The organism is Achromobacter sp. K91 (assembly GCF_003576205.1).
GTDB classification, from domain to species: Bacteria; Pseudomonadota; Gammaproteobacteria; order Burkholderiales; family Burkholderiaceae_B; genus Achromobacter; species Achromobacter aegrifaciens.
The window spans coordinates 122,162-139,286 of record NZ_QWFB01000044.1; the positions used below are offsets into that span (position 1 = coordinate 122,162).

Below are 17,125 nucleotides of genomic sequence, written 5' to 3' on the forward strand. Positions count from 1 at the left end.
ACCTCCTGATTCCTCGTGCTCATAAGTACTTGGGGGAGGGGCCTGCGGCATCATGATCGACGTCGCGGTGGCCCGGGAACCGCTGTCAGCGACTTTTGCAGTTCTGGCGTGGCCGGGCAATACTCCAAATCGAGTATCCGCGATCGTCGGATCTGGACTAGGGCATGGGAGCAAAAGACGTGCTTCACGCCTCGTTGGACGGCCTGCGCTCGGGCTCAAGAACGGCTGGAGAGTGTCCGCGCAGCCGGTTCGCAGGAATCGCGATAGGCAACCGCATACATCGTTGCCACCACAAACACGAGCGGGACGCAGAGCAGTGCGCTCATCGCTGCCCGCGCCAGTCCAACGTCCGGGTAGCCGTACGCGAGCATGCCCAGGATGTAGCCGGCATGGCCGGCCGCCGCGATCAACATGAGCAGCGCCAGCATCAGCGGCCAGGGCTTGTACGGCATGGCGGCGCGCGCGGCGTGGAAACGGTACTCGCCGGCTACCGCCGCGCGCGGCAGGCTCAGTCCATACATTGCCAGCGCGTACAGCGTGGGCACCCAGATCAGCGCCAGCGCGGCGCACAAGGCGCTCCAGAACACGGCGTCATTCGATCCCGCCAGCACCATGTAGATCACATAGGGCAGGTCCCCGGTGGCGCGGGCCATCGCAGTGCCTGCAATGACGAGCGCGCAGAGCAACGCCAGATGACGAGCCTGCGCCGCGCTGCCGCGGGTGGCGCCGACGCCCGTCAAGTCCGCCGGCTGGACGACGCGATGCCAGGCGCAGGTCATGCGCGCCAACGCAATCAGGTTGATCAGCGCCAGCGCCATGAACAGCCCATTCCCGTACGGAAACAGGTTGGTGATCAGCAAGGCGAAAGGCAGCGACAGGATGAATAGCGCCAGCGACCAGGGGGCCGCGGCCAGCATGGCGCGACCCTGCTGGCGCATGGCGTCAGCCGTCGCCGCGAGGAAATGGCGGGCTCCGAGTTTGTTCGACAAGAGGGGGCGCTGCCTTAATTGCTGCGGTAGTTGTTGGCTTCACGCTCGCCCGCCCACTTGCGCAGCGCGGCGATGAATTCGGGGCAGACATTGCCGTCCACCTGGCTGTCGATGATGACGCTGTTCTGCATGCGCATCACCACGGTGCATTCGTAGACCTTGGTGCGGTTGTTGTAATAGCCGTGGTTGGTGTTCTGGAAGACGGGGGTCGCGGCGCTGGTCGAGGTGGCCGGAATCATGCCCACCACCTGCTGGGAGGTGCCGGTCGAGACCCATTCCGTATAGGGCGCGGTCTGGTAGTCCGACCAGATGAGCTCCATCGTGTTGCCCACGCCGCGCTTCTTCGACGGTTCGCCCAGCGCCGTGATGGCGTCGCCGACCGGACGGCCCTTCATGTTCTTGGCCACGTTCACGCTGGGCGAGAACGATAGCCCGGACGAGAAGATATTGGTCAGCGACGGCAGCGTGGAACTGCCGCCCGTGGGCATCGGCGCGCAGCCGGCCAAGGCGGCAAGGACCAGGGCCGCCGGCAGGGCGCGGCCCAGCAACCAGGTCGAACGGAGTCGCGATTTATTCATGCTGAGCCCTAGCTCCCTCAAAGATCCGGCGTGCCGGAACATAATTCAGCGGCCGCAAGATTTTGTCTTGTTTTAGTTTCGTTTCGTGACTAGTCGTATCGCGGCGCCCGAGCGCTGGCAGTGCGGCGTACACCTGCAGGCGGTCGTCTGACGCTGCGCTGCGAGGGCAGAATGTTAACGAAAAAATAGTGGCGCATCGGCTTTCTCCCGCTGAAAAATTGGTTACGTAATACCTGGAAACGTGAGAAAGCGGGGAGAGGAAGACAAACTGTAACGTGCTACGATCCGCGCGTTCTGCGCCCCGGGGGGCACCTTGGCGATGGCAGATCGCGAGGCGCACGGCGCCACAACCACTGGATATTGCACACCCATGATGCTCGCGCGATTGCTCGTTCAGTTCCGTTCCACCGTGGCCGCATTGGCCGGCGCAGGCGCGCTGGCGCTGGGCTTGGCTGCCCCAGCGGCGCATGCCGACACGCTGTACGGCGCCGTGGCCACCGACGAAGCGCACGCCAAGCTGTATTGGGTCATGCCCGAAACCTCCACCAAGGAAGCGCAGGACGCCGCGCTGGCCAAGTGCAACAAGGCCGGGGGCAAGGGCTGCAAGAGCGTCACCTCATTCTCTGACAGCTGCGTGGCATTCTCGCGCAATTCGCGCGGCGACCTGTTCTGGGGCGCCAGCGTGTCGTCGGAGGTCGCCGCGAAGAAGGCCATCCGCACCTGCACCAACGACAGCGCCGACGGCAAGTGCAAGCTTGCCGTCATGCCCCTGTGCGTCGGCCCGGGCTACAGCGAAGCCGACCTGAAGGCGCCCGACACCGCCACGCCCGCCCAGCTCGAAGCCCTGTCGGCCAAGCTGGATTCGCGCGGCTATTGGGGCTCCGTGGCCGAGAAGGACTCGGGCCAGCTGACCTATGCCGATGGCTATCCGAGCGAGAAGGAAGCGGTCGACGCCTTGCTCAAGTGGGAAGACTGCGTGGGCTGCCGCACGGTGCTCACCTATACCGACACCTGCGTCGGCATGGCCTGGGGCAAGGGCAGCAAGGGCCGCGGCACCAGCTTTACCGCGAAGAATCCCGACCCCGTGGCCGCGCGCAACGAAGCGCGCGCCACCTGCGACGCCAAGAGCGGCGGCCTGACCTGCGTGGCCTTCGTGCGCTGCTCGGGGCGGGCTTATATCAGCGGTTACAAGGGCGAGGACGAGAAGGCGAATTAAGCCCCGGGGCCTGGAGGCCGTGGGGCGTCCAGGCATGTCATGCGGCGGCGCGTGGCGTCACTCGCAAGACCGGCGAGCCGGTTGAACTCGGTGATGTGCGTGGTGCGCTCTTTGTCGGCCCGGTCTGCGGTGTGTTGCTTCAGGGCCTGCCCCAGCGGCATCAGCAATTTGTCGAGCGCATCCAGAGTCAGGCTCTCATCGCGGATCCGCTCCACGCGATCAAGATAGAGTTGATATCCCTCGGACGTGCTTGCGCCGCTGGCCGAGGCTTTCCATTTTCCATCCCTAGTGGCCAGGAGGCTGCGGCATAGTCCGATCTGGCCATGGGTCATGCTGCTGTCGATGGCCCAGAGCGCGCGCAGGGCGTGCTGGTCGTAGATGGGCCGGGATGAATTCGCAAGATGCTTTGCGAACGCGTAGAAAACAACGTCGGTGGGCTTTGGCGCGCTGTTGGCATCGGCGACATATGCGACGAACGATCTATAGACTTCCCACTTGCCCATTTTCCACAGCAGGGCCTCAGCCAGGGATTGCGGAGCGTCCTGCAAATCGGTGGGCCAGGCGTGGTTGGAAGGAAGCGCGGGAAACCGGGCCACGTCGTATTCGTATCCGGCAGCGGCAAGCATGCCAGTCATCGAACTGACGATGCCGGCGCCGAGCCTGCCGGTGGTCAGCCGTTCGCGTAGCGAATGAATAATCTCTCGTAGATTGTTGCTTGTCACGGTCCGTGGGTGCCTGGAAATGGATGGCCAAAAGGAGCGGCGAAGCTGCGCTTGATCTATTGCTCACACTACTGAAGTGCTTACGTGCAGCAAGGCTGCCTGCTTCAATATTCCAACCCGCTCCAGGTCGCGCCCCGCATTGTTCCAGCTTGCCGGAATGCCAAATCCGTTCATCAATCAAGCGGTTTCAGCGTTAATCAGGCATTTGGCATAGGATTTCGCTGCGCAGTTCCTGGGCTGGCTTCGATGTGCGGCGCTAAACTCGAAGGTGGTGGGTTTCTTGCCTTCAATGGAGTTTTTCATGAAAAAGTCCATACGCCCCTGTACCGCAACGCTTCTTTCCTTGTTCTGCCTGTGCGCCACCGCACAGACGGTAACCCCGCTCAAAGGGCAATCGCCCCAAACCACCCAGCAGGACATCAGCGCATGCCAGGCTTTGGCAGGCAGCGGCGCCAGCACCAGCACGAACGATCCTAAATCCGGCGGACGGGTCCGTGGCGCCGCTGCGGGCGCGGCTGCGGGTGCGGCGGCAGCCAGCGTGCGCGGCAATCAGCACGAGGAGGTCTACGACCGGATGAGCGACGATGCCAAGCAGCAGTACCGGCAGAACCAGGCGAAAGACGCGGCGGCGGCAGGGATGGTCGTGGGCGGTTCGCGGCAACGCCAGGACCGCCGCCAGGATCGCGCCGAAGCGTCGCAACAGAATGCGGCAGCGGCCTCCACATATAGCAATTGCATGCAGCAGCGCGGGTATCAAGTGGCGCCGTGAGGCGCGAGGGTTGACCGGTGAACGGGCTGGGGGTGCGCTGCATTGCGACTGAGAATAAATCTCAGTACAATCCGGCCACTTTCAACCGACCCGCGCCGCATGAGCCGCAACCCTTTGCTGGCGTCCGACACGACGCCCGCATCCGCCGACGACCAGAACGGAAATTCCAGCGCGATCGCCAAAGCCTATGCGCGCTGGCGCTTGCCGCTCATGCGCGGCCTGGCCCGCTTCAAGGGCAGCATCGGCAGCGCCGAGGACGCGCTGCACGATGGCGTCGTCAAATGGGTGGCGGCCAATCCCGCGCTGGATTCTTCCGATGAGCAGGGCGCATACCTGCGCAGGACGGTATTGAACGGCGTGGCGGACGAATTCCGCGAGCGCAAGGCGGGGCGGCGCCTGCAGACCGTGTCGCTCGATGAAGCGGAAGAGGGCGTGCGGGCCCTGGCGGCGGGCGATGCTTCATGTCCCATGCGCGCTGCCGCGCATCAGCAACGGTTGGCGCGCCTGGGCGAGGCCTTGCAGGAACTCCCCGAACGCCAGCGCGAAGCCTTTGTGCTGAGCCGTTTCGATGGATTGACACAGGACGAAGTCGCCGCCCGCATGCAGATATCGCGGCGCATGGTGGTCAAGCATCTGGCGCGGGCAATCGCTTACTGCGAGGTCCGCGTGCACTATGCTACGGTTGCCCAGATGCAGCAATTGCATCGGCCCGCTGGCGATGACGCCGGCCTGGACAAGAACAACAATAGCGACTCCGCCTAGTCATGACCGAACCGTCTTCCTCTGCCTTGCCGGACACGCTCGCCTTGCACGAAGCGGCGGCTGAATGGCTGGTGCGTCGCCAGGACGCCAGCTGGTCGGACGCTGATGAGCAGGAATTGCATGCCTGGCTGGCCGCCCAGCCCGCGCATCGGCAGGCCTATTCGCGGGTATCGCGAACCTGGGATGACCTGTCGCAGGCGCCTCGCCCCGTCTTGGCCCGCGACGCGCAGGCGGCCAGCCGTCCATCCCCGCGCTTGCCGCGACGCGCCTCGTGGAAGGCCTCCACCCAGCCGCGTTTCTGGGGCGCGCTGCTGGGGCAACCCGTCTTTTCGAAGACCTTCGCCGCCGCCTGTGCGGCGCTGGTCGTGGGCGGCGGCTACGGTTGGTATCGCTGGGACAACACGCCCGGTTATGTGTTGAGCGTGAACACGGCGGCGGGAGAGGTGCGTCAGCTGGACCTGCCCGACGGCTCCCATGTCGCGCTGAATTTCGGCAGCACGCTGGAGGTCCGCTACTACCCGCGGCGCCGCGAGCTGGTGCTGAACCAGGGCGAAGGGTTCTTTGACGTGGCGCCGGATACCAGCCGTCCGTTCACCGTCGATGCACGGCAAAGCCGGATCACCGTGGTGGGCACGGCCTTCAATGTGCGCAACACCCCGGATCAGGTCGTCGTCAAGGTGTCGCATGGCCGTGTGCGTGTGCAGCCCGATCGCGACAAGGCCACGCCGGAATTGTCGCTGAACGCCGAGCAAGGCGTGACCGTGGATGCGCGAAACGCCACCTATCAGGCAGTGGCAGCGGTGCCGGACGGCGTGGGCGGGTGGCGCAATGGCCGTCTGGTGTACCGGCGCACGCCGCTGGGCGAAGTGGTCCAGGAAGTCGCGCAGTACCTGGGCAAGCCGGTGGCGCTGGCCAGCCCGGGCCTGAAGTCCCTGCCGGTCTCGGGCTTTGCCGCGACCAATGCGCCCGCCGCATTCCTGGAAGCCTTGCCGGATCTGCTCCCGGTGCAGGTCAAGCGCGCGCCCGACGGCGGCTACCTGATCCTGGATCGCTGAGCGTCCAGGCGCCTGCCTGAAAATTATTTTTATTCGCATGTGGTGTGCGGGTTCCCAATCCCGCCCCGGAATCCGTTTACTCCCGCAAGGCCGGTAGCGGCCAACAACGATGGAGCGGGAATGGGACGGGGATTGTTGAAGGGCGCGCTTGTTGGCGGCGCGTTGACGACGGGCATGCAGCTCAGGGCGATGCCGGCAATGGTGGCGGGCGCGCTGGCTGCGCTGGCATGGCCCGCTGCGGTGCATGCGCAGCCGCAAGCGTCGCAGGTGGATTTCAGCATTCCGGCTCAGCCGCTGGAGCATGCCTTGAGGATGTTTTCGGAGCAGTCCCGGCATCAGGTGCTGTTCGACGAGGCCGTGGTGGCGGGCAAACGCTCGCCAGCGGTCAACGGCCGTTACACGCCGCGGGAAGCGCTGGACCAGTTGCTGTCCGGTAGCAACGTGCGTGTGAACAGCGCCAGGCCGAATGTGTACACCTTGACGGTGGTCGGGCAAGCCTCGGGCGATGCTGTCACGCTGCAGTCGGTGACAGTCACCGGCAGCGGCGTGGGCAATCCCACCACCGAAGGAACCGGCTCATACACGAGCGATGCCATCACGATCAGCAAGATGACACAGTCGGTCAAGGAGACGCCGCAATCGGTCAGCGTGCTCACGCGCCAGCTGCTGGACGACAAGAACCTGACCACGCTGGACGAGGCGCTGGCGCAGACCACCGGCGTGACCAAGACGGCAAGAAACTTCGGCAACCACAAGTTCTCGATCCGCGGCTTCACGGTGGACGACAGCAATTACCTGGTCGACGGCGTGGCCGGCGTGGTCTATGCCCCGGTGGGCTGGCTGCCCATCGACACCGCTGTCTTCGATCGTGTGGAAGTGCTGCGCGGCGCGGCCGGCTTGATGCTGGGCTCGGCGGATCCCAGCGGCGCGATCAACATGGTGCGCAAGCGTCCGCGCGGCGAAGGCCATTTCGAGGGCTCCACCACGGTGGGATCCTGGGACAACTACCGCATGGAACTCGATGGCGGCGGCCCGCTCAACGAGTCCGGCACGGTGCGCGGCCGCCTGGTGACCGCCTATCAGGACCGCCATTACTTCTACGATGGCACGAAGTCGAAATCGCCCCTGGTCTACGGCGTGATCGACGCCGATCTCGGGCGCGACACGACGCTGACGTTCGGGGCGCGCCACCAGGCCACCGATACGGACGGCTATTGGTTGTTCGGCCTACCGCGCTATACCGACGGCGGCGCGCTGGACGTTTCGCGCTCGACCTCGCTGATCCAGGATTGGAACCGGCAGAAGGGCCAGGTGAACGAAGTGTTCGCCGAAGCCGAGCACCGGCTCGACAAGGACTGGAAAGTGCGCCTGTCGCTCAATCACACCGAGGTCGACCTGGATCAGCGCGTGGCCATTCCGGTCGGCGGCGTGGATCGGGCGACCGGCGTGGGTTCCAGCTTCTATACCATCTATTTCAACAATGCGAGCGTGAAAAGCGATGGCATCGATCTGAACACCACGGGCAGTTTCCAGGCGCTGGGCGGCACGCACCAGATTCTGCTTGGCACCAGCTGGTCGCGCCAGCGCGTCAACCAGAAGTCGGCGAATCTGGACAGCGACTCGCCCATCAACGTGTACGACCCGGACCATTCCTCCATTCCTGAGCCCACGCGTCCAGCGTGGGGCAGCAAGGAAACGTCGCGTTTGGAGCAGACCAGCCTGTACGGCAGCATGCGCCTGCAATTGGCGGACCCGTTGCATTTGCTGCTGGGAGGCAAGTTCAGCTGGCTGAAGTACCGGTCCGACGATGGGCTGACGGGCAGGATGACCCGGGACTATGAGCAGAAGCACGAATTCACGCCCTATGCCGGCCTGGTCTACGACCTGGACCAGCAATGGTCGGTCTACACCAGTTATGCGGACACCTACCAGCCGCAGAGCACCTACGTAACGTCTTCGGGCAAGCCGCTGGACCCGTCCATCGGCGCCAACTACGAGGCGGGGGTGAAGGGCGAACTCTACGACGGACGCCTGAACGTATCCGCAGCGGTATTCACCGTGAAGAAGTCCGGCATCGCAGTGGAGGACTTGTCTGCCCCCGGAAACTGCCCGGGTTCGCTGGCCTCGCCCAATTGCTATCGCAACGGCGGGACGCTGCGCAGCAAGGGCTTTGAACTGGAAGCCAGCGGGGAACTGTCGCCGGGTTGGCAAGTGATGGCCGGCTACACCTACGTCACCAGCCGCGACGACGAAGGCGAGACGATCAGCGCGGAAACCCCGCGCCATCTGTTCCGCCTGTCCACCACGTACCAGCTGCCGGGGCGCTGGAACGCCTTCAGCGTCGGCGGCGGCGTGTCGGCGCAAAGCGGCTACTCGTACAAGGCCTATGACGACATGTCGGTGCGGATGGGCGCGCCCGGCCGCGCGGTGTGGGACCTGCGCGCGGGCTATCGCATCAACAAGCACTGGTCCGCCAGCCTGAACGTGGCGAACGTGTTCGACAAGGACTACTACGGCATGGTCAGCCAGATCCGGCGCGGCAACCACTACGGCGAGCCTCGCAACGTGATGCTGACCTTGCGGGGTACGCTGTGACCGGCCGCGTGTCGGCCGATGATCACGGCGTCCTGCGGACCCGGTTGTGAAAGGGGGATTTCGCCAAAGCATGTCATGGCTGCACACCTGGTGCGGCCTGACCTGCGGCTGGCTACTGTGCGCGATCTTCCTGACCGGCACGCTCAGCGTGTTCCGGGAACCCATCACGCGCTGGATGGAAGCAGGGCCGCCGGCCGATCCCGCTGCCGCGGCCGTGGACGCCCGGCAGTGGCTGCCGCGCGCCACGCAGGAGCTGTCGTCCCGCGCGGCGGCGGCTTCCGCCTGGGACATCTCCCTGCCGGTCCGGCCCGGCTGGCCGGCGCAACTTTCCTGGCGCACCGACGACGGCGCACGCCAAGAGATCTGGCTGGACTCGCGCACGGGCGCGGTGCAGCCGCCGCCCCAGATCCGCGAGACCGAGGGCGGCCGGCATTTCATGTCCTTCCACTACACCTTGCACGGCGGCTTGCCGGGCTACTGGCTGGTGGGCTGGATATCCATGTGCATGCTGGTCGCGCTGGTCTCCGGCGTGGTGGTGCACAAGCGCATCTTCAAGGACTTTTTCACTTTTCGTCCGGGCAAGGGACTGCGCAGCTGGCTGGACGCGCACAACGCCACGGCGGTGCTGACGCTGCCGTTCCTCTTCATGATCGGCTACACGGGCCTGGCGTTCTTCTACACCAGTTACATGCCCTGGCCGCTGCATGCGGCGTATGGCGGAGACGCCGGCGCCTATCGCCGTTACCAGGCCGAGCTTGCGCCAGCGCAGCCTGTGCCGCGCATCGCGGGGCCGGGTTTGGACGGGGTTCCGGATCTATACCCGTTGCTGTCGCGCGCGCGCGAACTGACCGGGCAGGAAGCGGCGCGCCTCACGATAGAGCGTCCCGGCGATGCGCGAGGCATCGTCCTGGTGTCCGGCCGCAAGCCCCTGGCCGGCGCCGCCCCGCGCCTGCTCACAGATGCCAGCCGCGTCGTGTTCGATGGCGCGAGCGGAGCGGTCTTGCAGGTCGTGCCCGCTCATCACGAGGGGTTTGAAGCAAAGCAGGTCCATGAGACGATCGAAACCCTGCACAAGGCCGACTTCGGCGGATGGACCATCAAGTGGCTGTATTTCTTCAGCGGCCTGATGGGAACCGCCATGATCGCCATCGGCACGCTGCTGTACTCCATCAAGCGGCGCAAGAAGAGCGAGCATGAATTCGGGAGGGGCACGGCGCGGGTCTACCGTTGCGTGGAGGCATTGAACGTGGCGGCGCTGGCGGGCGTCGCCGTGGCAAGCATCGCCTACTTTTACGGCAACCGCCTGATCCCCGCCGCCTGGCCGGAACGCAGCGCCTGGGAGATTCGCATTTTCTTCGCCGTGTGGGCCGCGACCCTGGTCCATGCGCTGTTGCGCGCGCCGCGCAGCGCATGGATCGAGCAACTGGCTGCGGCTGCCGTGCTCTGCCTGGGGCTGCCGCTATTGAACTGGGTGACGACGGGCCGGCATGCATGGACCTATGCAGCCCGGGGAGAATGGCCGCAGGCGGCAGTGGAGATCACTGCGCTCGGGTTTGGCCTGCTGCTTGCCTGCATGGCTCATGCGCTGGGGCGGCGCTGGAAGGCTGTGCCGGCGGTCGCCGCGCCGCCGTCGCGCAAAGCGCCTCCTGCCAGCCACGATGATGCAGTTTATCGCTGGGGAATCGCGAGCCGCGTGATGGCTGCGGCAGCGGGCGGCTACCTGTTGTCCGCCCTGGCGATGTCGGTCCTGGCGCTGGCGTGGCCTGCCAGGGCCGGCGCCTCGCCGGCTGCCGGCGTGCTCGGCGGAACGCTTTTGAGCTTTGTCGTATACACGGCGATCGGCGTAGGCGTGTTCGGCGCCCGCAGCGCGCAACGTGCTTGGGCGCTGATCGCGGTGGCCAGCCTGGCATCTGGCGCGTTGGTACTCGGTCTGCGCCCATAAGGGCGGGTTGCGCTATCCGTTGGCTACCGATGGGAAACGTCAGGAACGGCGGCCCATCGCACCCAGCCGCGCCTGCATCAATTCCAGCAGCGCCCGAACCCGCGCCGTGATCATCGGCGCCGATGGCCGCATGGATTCGGTGGCGCGCCGATTCGTCGCGGGAGACAACGCGCCGGTTTATCAGGGCTTCGTGAATTGGATAGGCGTGGCGCAGGCGGACGGTGTGCTGGTCGACGAAATCGCCATCCAGGACTATTGGGGCGCGGGCGAGCGCTTTGGCGCCGTGGCGGTGCGGCCGGGCCTGGTCTACTGGGCGGGCGCGCAGGCGCGGCCCTTGTCCGCGGCCGGGCCTGCGGCGGACCTGCGCCAGGAGGTCGAGGCGTTGTTCGGGAAATGGCCCGACCCTGTCGCCCGCATCATCCGCGCGACGCCGGCGCACGCCATCCGCCTGATCGCCGTGCACGACCTCGATCCCCTGACAAGCTGGAGCCGGGGCAACGTGCTGTTGGTGGGCGACGCCGCGCACGCGCCCCTGCCGACCTCGGGGCAGGGCGCGTGCCAGGCGCTGGAGGATGCCTGGCACCTGGCCCGATGCCTGAACGGCCCGGACGCGGGCCTGGCGGCGGCTCTGAGTGAATTTGCGCAGATACGCATTCCCAAGACCACGCAGTTGATCGAACAGGCGCGGGTATCTGCGCGCGGCCTGTTCGCCATGGACCCGCAGACCTGCCGCATCCGCAACGAGCACGCCAGGACGGCAGATCCCGTGCATGTTGCGCAAGCCCTGGCGGCGGGTTGGGCCCAAGAGTTGCCTATGCCCGGACTCGGGAGCGGCGCGCCCGTTCACGGCGCCGGATTCGGCCCCCTGGCCCGCATCTGAACGCCTGAGCCAGGTCAGAACGCTACAAGCCCAGTCCCAGCAGCATGAGGAAGGTGCCAAACAGGATGAAATGGGTCATGCCCTCGATCGCGTTGGTCTGGCCGTCATTGAGGTTGATTGCCGCCACCAGCAGGGTGACGAGCATCATCAATGTCTGCGCCGGCGTCATGGCCATGACGATGCGCTGACCTGTGATCAAGGCCAGGGCCTCCATCGCCGGCACGGTCAGTATCACCGTGGACAACGAAGCGCCAAGCGCGATATTGACCACCGATTGCATCCGGTTCGCGAGCGCCGCGCGCAATGCGGTCAGCATTTCCGGCGCGGCGGAAATGCCGGCCACGATCAGTGCCACCAAGCCAGGAGGCACTTCGATGCCTTCCAGGCTGCGATCGAGGGAATGGGACATCAGTTCGGCAAGCGCGCCCACGGCAATGATGCCGATCGCCATGACCGCCGCCGATTGGCCTCGGGTTGGGTAGCCTGAGGTTGGCAGGGGCCTGCGGGTTTTCTTGTCCGGATAGCTGTAGCTGAAGAAGTAGCTGTGCGGGCCGGTCTGCATGCGCAGGAACACGCCGTACAGGAGCAGCATGGCCGCAATCGTGAAACTGCTATACGCGCGCCAGCGCGACTGCGGAATGAACTCGGGAATGATCATCGAGACCGTAACCGCGGTCAGGATCATCACGCTGTAAGTTCGGGCGGAATCGTCGTTGTATGCCTGCTCGCCGTGCTTGAAACCGCCGATCAGGGCGGCTACGCCCAGGATGCCGTTGATGTCCAGCATGACGGCCGAATAGATACTGTCGCGCACCAGCGTGGGTGAGTGGGCCTTGGTGGACACGATTGCCAGCACGATGACCTCGACCAGCACGGCGGATAGCGTCAGGATCATGCTGCCGTAAGGGTCGCCAAGCTTCTGCGCGACACGCTCGGCGTGGCGGGCGACGCTCAGCGAAGCGGCCAGGATGGCGGTGATCAAAACGGCAGTCTCGACCAGGCTGGCAAGGCGGCCGTAACCGCTTGCGCCGGAATCGGCCAGGTATCCGGCGGCGGCCAGCGCGCAGGCCAGCAACAGGAGCTTTTCGGACTGCAGAATGGATTTCATCTGGGCTCCGCCGGCCGCAATCCTGTCAGCCTAGCACGCCGCATGTCTTCTTTCCCTGGCCGGGGGCGGGCACGGAACTTGCTGAACAGGATGTCCCGTGGAGCAAGGGGGCCAGCATGCTCAACACTCGCGTACCCAGGCGGCGTCCGGCGCCGAAGCGTTCGGCTGCACCCGACGCGGGCGGTGCTGACCATCCGGTAGCGCGCTTCTTTGATCATTTTGCCGCGCATGTGACCAAGTGGGTGGGGTCGCCCATCGCCTTCGGATTGGCGGTCATCACTGTTGTGCTGTGGGGGGCCTCCGGTCCTGCGTTCGGCTATTCCGAAGTGTGGCAATTGGTGATCAATACCGGCACGACCATAGTCACATTCCTGATGGTGTTCCTGATTCAACAAAGCCAGAACAAGGACAGCGAGGCGTTGCACCTCAAACTCGATGAATTGCTTATTGCGCTGGAGGGCGCGGACGAAGGGCTGGTCGACGCGGAGCGCCTGGACGAAGACAAGCTGCTCGCCCTGGCCGCGGCCTGTACCGCTCGCGCCAGGCAGGAACGCCGCCGCCGCGCCCGCAAAAGGAGGCAGCCATGATCGGAATCAAGCTCACGGTCCGCAAGGGCCAGTACGACGGCCCGCTAGCGCGGGAAGAATTCCGCCTGCGCTTCATGCGGCGCTTTTACGATCCGGCCTTCGAGGCCGAGCGCGACGCGCTGGAGCGCCTGGAAGCGATTGCCTGGGAAGGCTACGAAGCAGGGCGCAAGGCGCCTGTCACGGTGAAAGCCGGCCAGGGCTACGCCGATCCCGATTACGATCTTTCCCAGGAGTGGAAGGAAACGCGCGACCGCCTGGAGCGCGCGGAGGCAGTTCAGCGCGATCCGGACACCCCGTCTCGCGTCCTGGTGATCGTCGGCGCCGCGCGCAATGACGGCACCTGTCCCGGGGAGGTCTCCAAGAGCTGGCGGCTGGCGCGCCTCGTCCTGGATGAGCTGCAGACGGCCGGCGTGCAGACGGACCTGTTGGATCTCAGCCGCCTGGTTTCCGAATATGAGTACCGCATCCATCCCTGCAAGGGCTGCGTGTCGACCGCGATGCCCCTGTGCCATTGGCCATGCAGCTGCTATCCGAACCACTCGCTGGGACAGTCCAACGACGCCATGGCCGGGATCTATGAGCAATGGGTCGCGGCACATGGCGTGATCCTGGTGGCGCCCACGTACTGGTACCAATCGCCCAGCCCCTTGAAGCTGATGATAGACAGGCTGGTGTGCGCCGACGGCGGCAATCCCGATCCCACGCTGACTGGCGGCAAGGATCCGCTCAAAGCCAAACAGGTCGAGCTTGCCGGTTGGCCATACCCCAAGCATCTGGCCGGCCGCGCCTACGGCCTGGTGGTGCATGGAGACGTGGCCGGCGTCGAGGCGCAGCGGCGCGGGTTGGCCGATTGGCTGGACTGGATGGGGCTGATGGACGCGGGCGCGGCGTCGCGGCTGGACCGCTACATCAGCTATTACCGCCCGTATGCCACCAGCCACGACGACCTGGACCAGGACCAGGCGGTGCAGCAGGAAGTGCGCAACGTGGCGCAGGCCATGGCCAATTTCCTGCCGCGCCTGCGGCGCGGCGAATTCGAGGGACTGGATCAGGGCATCCGCGATCCCAGGCCGAAGTAAACCGCAGTAGCATGAAGGCAGGATTCGACAGGAGGCCCCTATGGAACACGCCAGTTGGGATTTCGAGCTCGAGCGTCCGGTTGAGCATCAGGGCAGCTGGAGCATCGCTTATGTGCTGGTGCCGCCGGCGGCGGGAGCGCCGCAGGAGCGGATAGCCGTCGAGGAGCGCTTCGCCTCGGCCCAGGTTGCGATAGACGAGGCGACGCGGCTGGCCCAGATCCACGTCGCGGACTTGAACGGGGATACCGCGTCGTTCGAGAAGCCGACAGACACGGAAGTGCCGTTCGGCAAGAATCCACGGTTCTGACGCCTCTTGCGCGGGCGTTGTGGCATGGCGCTTGCTGATACCGGGCTGCGGCGGATTTCGCCGCACTTCCTGATAGGTGCTGCGATGCCCCAGATCCAATTCGAGTTGGCTTTGCATCCGATAACGATGGCGTCCGTGCCGCCGCCCGGGACCCCAGCCCATCGGCCGCCGGCGCAGAATCCGGATGACGCCAACGACAGCGCTCAAGGCGATGAGGTGCCCGACGAGGACATCGAGCCCGCCGACACGACGTCCAAGGACAACGCCGCCGAGGGTTCGGCGGACAGGTAACCTAAAATGGCGCTCCGATCATTTCAAGGCGCCTATGGCGCCGCCTGCCCAGGTTCCCTCCATGCAAGAAAACACGTCCGCCGCGCAGCCGGCATCCGGAACGCCGCAACGTCAGAGATTCGAGTCGTTCGTGCGCACGCTCGAAGCGCAGCGCGCCCGCCTGCGCGGCTGGCAGGCCGTGCTGCCGGAATACCAGAAGAAATACGAAGACGTGCTGGCGCCGCTGGAGACGGTCGAGGTCGAACTGAAGGCCAAGCTGGTGGCCTGCTTCGACCATGCCTGCAAGCAGAAGGAACTGACCAAGGCGGAACGCGCCCTGGCGTCGGAGATCGCTGCGCAGCTGGCACAGGAAACGCTGGACGCCATCGTGTTGGATGGCACGCCGGCCGAGTGCGACACGGACCGGCTGAAGGCCTTGTATCTCAAGCATGCCGGCTCGGACTACGACGCCGGCGCGGAAGACGGACAGGACGAGGACGATGCCGAAGCGCTGCTGACCCGGGCGGCGGGCGATAGCCCCGCACCCGCGCCCGAAACGCTGGCGGAAATCGAAGCCTTGGCCGCTGCCGGTCCCGATCGTCTGGCTGGCGTCGATGAGGAACGCTACGCGCAGTACATCCAGGCGCTGGGCGCGCAGCTCGCCAAGCTGGCCGGCGAAATCGCAGCCGCGGAAGACGGCTTCAAGGCCAAGTACCATTTCGATCCCGCGCAATCCATAGACCCTTCCGAACTGATGGAAGACCTGGACGCGGAGATCGCCGATGCCGAGGAATACATAGGCGAACTCGAATTCGAGCTGTCGCAGTTCGTCGACATGCAGCAGGTCAAGGCCTGGCTCAAGGCCATGAAGCAGCAGCTGGCGGCCACACGCCGGCGCGAGGGGCGCGGCTGAGGCTCAGGCGGCCGGACGCCGAGCGACCGGCACCACCTTCATCACCGGCGCGGCCGTCTTGCCCGCATCGGCCCGCGGCCGGATCATCATCGGGAAGAAGCGCCAAAGGTATAGCGCGAAGGCCAGCGCCCAGGCGGTCGCCGAGGCATGCAGGAAGCCGATGGTGGCGGCGGTCGGGAGCAGGGCGGCCAGGCGCAGCAGGGCCGCCAGAATCATCAGCGCATAGCTCAACACCATGCTGCGGTCGGTCTGCAGCGGCCGGCCCAGGTGGCCGAGCGCGGTGCGCGTGACCATGCCCAGGATCAGCACCGAGAATCCGGCCACGCCGATCACGTGGGCGGGCCAGGCGGGCCGCAGCACATAGCCGGCCAATTGCGCCGCGCCTGCCAGCAGGCCGATGCCCAGGCCGCAATACCCCGCATACAGGATCCACAACAGCGGCACCTTGCGCACCGCCCAGGGCTTCCAGGATATCCATTGCGCCAGGGCGATCAAGCCGGTCGCGGCCAGCGCCAGCGCCGCAGCTTGCGGCTGGCCGGCAAGCAGGCAGGCGATGGCGACGATGCCCGTACCCAGCTGCCAGTGGCCGCTGCGGGTGTGCGGCGGGATGTCCAGTCCCGCCACGGCGCGCTTGGCGAAGAAGGGGATGACCCGGCGCGCGATCAGCAGCGTCAGCACCGCCATGCACAGCAATCCGGCATTGAAGTAGCGCATCAGCGCAAAGTAGTCGCCCTGGACCGAGGCCCAGAGGTAGAGCGCGTTGGTGGCGGCCAGGCCCAGCAGCAGGAAGGGTATGCCGTAGTTGCGCTGGTTGCGCGTGACGGCGACGGCGCGGCCCAGCGCGCCCGCGGCCCACAGGAAGAACAGCAGATCCGCCGACGCGGCCACCACGAAAGCCGGACGTCCGGGTACGAGATAGCCCGCGCGCGCCACGATCCACACCGCGCACAAGATGGCCAGGGGCGTGCCGCGCAAGGGGTTCTTGCCGGTCCAATTGGCGCCCGCCGTCAGCAGGAAGCCCACCGCGATGGTGGCGACGAAGCCCCACAGCATCTCGTGCGCGTGCCAGAACATGCCGTTCAACACGCCCGTGAGGCGTGCCGGCGCATGCACCCATAGCAGCACGGACGCCAGCGCCCAGAAGCAGCCGGCCAGGTAGAGCGGCCGGAAGCCCATTTCCGTGAAGGCGCGCCATTGGGGCCGCGGACGGGGAGGGGCAGCGGCGGGTTCTTCGATGCTAAGCAGCGTGCTCATGAGGGCAGTCGCGGCGCCGTTTCGGCTTCGCGTTTAAAGGTGTATTTGAAATGCATATTAATGCCTCCCGCGCGTTGCCGCCAGCGCGGCCGCTTGATC

Annotated in this window: 16 protein-coding genes and 1 pseudogene; 12 read left to right on the forward strand and 5 right to left on the reverse strand. The window is 65.8% G+C overall.

What is annotated here, in order from left to right:
* Positions 1-215: 215 nt before the first annotated feature.
* Together DXK93_RS22350 and DXK93_RS22355 are read right to left on the reverse strand one after the other, a co-directional pair.
* Positions 216-989 carry a hypothetical protein gene (locus DXK93_RS22350; protein WP_119451143.1) on the reverse strand — a complete coding sequence of 258 codons (774 nt, stop codon included), beginning with the start codon at positions 987-989 and terminating at the stop codon, positions 216-218.
* Positions 990-1,003: 14 nt separating this feature from the next.
* Positions 1,004-1,567, reverse strand: coding sequence for a hypothetical protein (locus DXK93_RS22355; RefSeq protein ID WP_054454773.1), 564 nt, complete (start codon positions 1,565-1,567; stop codon positions 1,004-1,006).
* A 370-nt stretch (positions 1,568-1,937) separates the two neighbouring features.
* Between DXK93_RS22355 and DXK93_RS22360 the strand changes: the two genes are divergently transcribed.
* On the forward strand, positions 1,938-2,783 hold the full coding sequence (locus DXK93_RS22360) for a DUF4189 domain-containing protein (RefSeq protein WP_054454772.1): 846 nt from the start codon (positions 1,938-1,940) through the stop codon (positions 2,781-2,783).
* On the opposite strand, the gene DXK93_RS22365 is transcribed toward DXK93_RS22360, so the two are convergent.
* The gene (locus DXK93_RS22365) at positions 2,780-3,505 is read right to left on the reverse strand and encodes a hypothetical protein (protein WP_147400261.1); all 726 of its coding nucleotides are present in this window, start codon (positions 3,503-3,505) and stop codon (positions 2,780-2,782) included. The two genes, DXK93_RS22360 and DXK93_RS22365, sit on opposite strands and share 4 nt — an antisense overlap.
* 301 nt (positions 3,506-3,806) lie before the next feature.
* Here DXK93_RS22365 and DXK93_RS22370 point away from each other — a divergent pair, with 301 nt between their 5' ends.
* From DXK93_RS22370 to DXK93_RS22395, 6 genes and pseudogenes are all read left to right on the forward strand, one after another.
* A complete protein-coding gene (locus DXK93_RS22370; protein WP_119451145.1) occupies positions 3,807-4,274 on the forward strand; it encodes a YMGG-like glycine zipper-containing protein in 468 nt (155 codons plus the stop codon).
* A 99-nt stretch (positions 4,275-4,373) separates the two neighbouring features.
* Positions 4,374-5,036, forward strand: coding sequence for an RNA polymerase sigma factor (locus DXK93_RS22375; protein WP_119451146.1), 663 nt, complete (start codon positions 4,374-4,376; stop codon positions 5,034-5,036).
* A 2-nt stretch (positions 5,037-5,038) separates the two neighbouring features.
* A complete protein-coding gene (locus DXK93_RS22380) occupies positions 5,039-6,091 on the forward strand; it encodes a FecR family protein (protein WP_119451147.1) in 1,053 nt (350 codons plus the stop codon).
* Positions 6,092-6,211: 120 nt separating this feature from the next.
* Entirely contained in the window at positions 6,212-8,686 is a 2,475-nt protein-coding gene (locus DXK93_RS22385; RefSeq protein ID WP_119451148.1) for a TonB-dependent siderophore receptor, read from the forward strand.
* Positions 8,687-8,756: 70 nt separating this feature from the next.
* Positions 8,757-10,628 carry a PepSY domain-containing protein gene (locus DXK93_RS22390; protein WP_119451149.1) on the forward strand — a complete coding sequence of 624 codons (1,872 nt, stop codon included), beginning with the start codon at positions 8,757-8,759 and terminating at the stop codon, positions 10,626-10,628.
* Between the two features lie 106 nt (positions 10,629-10,734).
* Positions 10,735-11,508 (forward strand): annotated as a pseudogene (locus DXK93_RS22395) (FAD-dependent monooxygenase); the annotation flags it as partial.
* Positions 11,509-11,530: 22 nt separating this feature from the next.
* Here the strand turns inward: DXK93_RS22395 and DXK93_RS22400 are convergent.
* The gene (locus DXK93_RS22400) at positions 11,531-12,616 is read right to left on the reverse strand and encodes a calcium:proton antiporter (RefSeq protein WP_054454757.1); all 1,086 of its coding nucleotides are present in this window, start codon (positions 12,614-12,616) and stop codon (positions 11,531-11,533) included.
* Positions 12,617-12,732: 116 nt separating this feature from the next.
* Between DXK93_RS22400 and DXK93_RS22405 the strand changes: the two genes are divergently transcribed.
* From DXK93_RS22405 to DXK93_RS22425, 5 genes are all read left to right on the forward strand, one after another.
* Positions 12,733-13,203 (forward strand): low affinity iron permease family protein, encoded by a 471-nt coding sequence (locus tag DXK93_RS22405; protein WP_082401036.1) that lies wholly within the window; start codon positions 12,733-12,735, stop codon positions 13,201-13,203.
* The gene (locus DXK93_RS22410) at positions 13,200-14,282 is read left to right on the forward strand and encodes a flavodoxin family protein (RefSeq protein ID WP_119451150.1); all 1,083 of its coding nucleotides are present in this window, start codon (positions 13,200-13,202) and stop codon (positions 14,280-14,282) included. Before DXK93_RS22405 ends, DXK93_RS22410 begins: the two co-directional genes overlap by 4 nt.
* Before the next feature lie 40 nt (positions 14,283-14,322).
* Positions 14,323-14,589, forward strand: a complete 267-nt coding sequence (locus DXK93_RS22415) for a hypothetical protein (protein WP_119451151.1) — start codon at positions 14,323-14,325, stop codon at positions 14,587-14,589.
* Positions 14,590-14,673: 84 nt separating this feature from the next.
* Positions 14,674-14,880 (forward strand): hypothetical protein, encoded by a 207-nt coding sequence (locus DXK93_RS22420; RefSeq protein ID WP_125470364.1) that lies wholly within the window; start codon positions 14,674-14,676, stop codon positions 14,878-14,880.
* A 61-nt stretch (positions 14,881-14,941) separates the two neighbouring features.
* Positions 14,942-15,772, forward strand: coding sequence for a hypothetical protein (locus tag DXK93_RS22425; RefSeq protein WP_119451193.1), 831 nt, complete (start codon positions 14,942-14,944; stop codon positions 15,770-15,772).
* 3 nt (positions 15,773-15,775) lie between these two features.
* Here the strand turns inward: DXK93_RS22425 and DXK93_RS22430 are convergent, their stop codons facing one another.
* The gene (locus DXK93_RS22430) at positions 15,776-17,026 is read right to left on the reverse strand and encodes an NnrS family protein (RefSeq protein ID WP_119451152.1); all 1,251 of its coding nucleotides are present in this window, start codon (positions 17,024-17,026) and stop codon (positions 15,776-15,778) included.
* Positions 17,027-17,125: the final 99 nt, after the last annotated feature.

Bases quoted from the DNA above. Each gene is read 5' to 3' on its own strand.
- DXK93_RS22375 (WP_119451146.1), top strand. From the start codon at position 4,374: ATGAGCCGCAACCCTTTGCTGGCGTCCGACACGACGCCCGCATCCGCC.
- DXK93_RS22385 (WP_119451148.1), top strand. From the start codon at position 6,212: ATGGGACGGGGATTGTTGAAGGGCGCGCTTGTTGGCGGCGCGTTGACG.
- DXK93_RS22370 (WP_119451145.1), top strand. From the start codon at position 3,807: ATGAAAAAGTCCATACGCCCCTGTACCGCAACGCTTCTTTCCTTGTTC.
- DXK93_RS22355 (WP_054454773.1), bottom strand. From the start codon at position 1,567: ATGAATAAATCGCGACTCCGTTCGACCTGGTTGCTGGGCCGCGCCCTG.
- DXK93_RS22425 (WP_119451193.1), top strand. From the start codon at position 14,942: ATGCAAGAAAACACGTCCGCCGCGCAGCCGGCATCCGGAACGCCGCAA.
- DXK93_RS22360 (WP_054454772.1), top strand. From the start codon at position 1,938: ATGATGCTCGCGCGATTGCTCGTTCAGTTCCGTTCCACCGTGGCCGCA.
- DXK93_RS22415 (WP_119451151.1), top strand. From the start codon at position 14,323: ATGGAACACGCCAGTTGGGATTTCGAGCTCGAGCGTCCGGTTGAGCAT.
- DXK93_RS22420 (WP_125470364.1), top strand. From the start codon at position 14,674: ATGCCCCAGATCCAATTCGAGTTGGCTTTGCATCCGATAACGATGGCG.
- DXK93_RS22380 (WP_119451147.1), top strand. From the start codon at position 5,039: ATGACCGAACCGTCTTCCTCTGCCTTGCCGGACACGCTCGCCTTGCAC.
- DXK93_RS22400 (WP_054454757.1), bottom strand. From the start codon at position 12,616: ATGAAATCCATTCTGCAGTCCGAAAAGCTCCTGTTGCTGGCCTGCGCG.
- DXK93_RS22410 (WP_119451150.1), top strand. From the start codon at position 13,200: ATGATCGGAATCAAGCTCACGGTCCGCAAGGGCCAGTACGACGGCCCG.
- DXK93_RS22430 (WP_119451152.1), bottom strand. From the start codon at position 17,026: ATGAGCACGCTGCTTAGCATCGAAGAACCCGCCGCTGCCCCTCCCCGT.
- DXK93_RS22390 (WP_119451149.1), top strand. From the start codon at position 8,757: ATGTCATGGCTGCACACCTGGTGCGGCCTGACCTGCGGCTGGCTACTG.
- DXK93_RS22405 (WP_082401036.1), top strand. From the start codon at position 12,733: ATGCTCAACACTCGCGTACCCAGGCGGCGTCCGGCGCCGAAGCGTTCG.